The following is a 318-nucleotide window of genomic DNA, read 5'->3' on the forward strand; positions in this document are numbered from 1 at the left end:
TACGTCGCCGAAGTCCGCGGCTCCGGTCTCTACGTCGGCGTGGAGATCGTCAAGGACCGCCAGACCCTCGAGCCAGACCGCGCACTTGCCGAAGACGTCATCAACGACATGCGTGACCGCCGCACCCTGATCAGCGGCACGGGCACGTCGGCGAACACGCTGAAGATCCGCCCTCCGCTGGCCTTCGACTCCGCCGATGTGACGCGATTCCTTGAGACCTTCGCCGAGGTCGCGAAAAACCGCCTGTAACGAGCCGGCCCAAGGAACTGACCATGAACACCTCACCAGCTGCGAACTTTGCTCAGCGGCTCCTCGAGG

At 64.2% G+C, this 318-nt stretch carries 1 pseudogene; it reads left to right on the forward strand.

From position 1 onward, the window contains the following. A pseudogene (locus GTY47_RS24060) lies at nucleotides 1-249 on the forward strand (aminotransferase class III-fold pyridoxal phosphate-dependent enzyme); the annotation flags it as partial. Nucleotides 250-318 lie beyond the last annotated feature (69 nt).

The organism is Streptomyces sp. SID5464 (assembly GCF_009862985.1).
Classification (GTDB): domain Bacteria; phylum Actinomycetota; class Actinomycetes; order Streptomycetales; family Streptomycetaceae; genus Streptomyces; species Streptomyces chartreusis_D.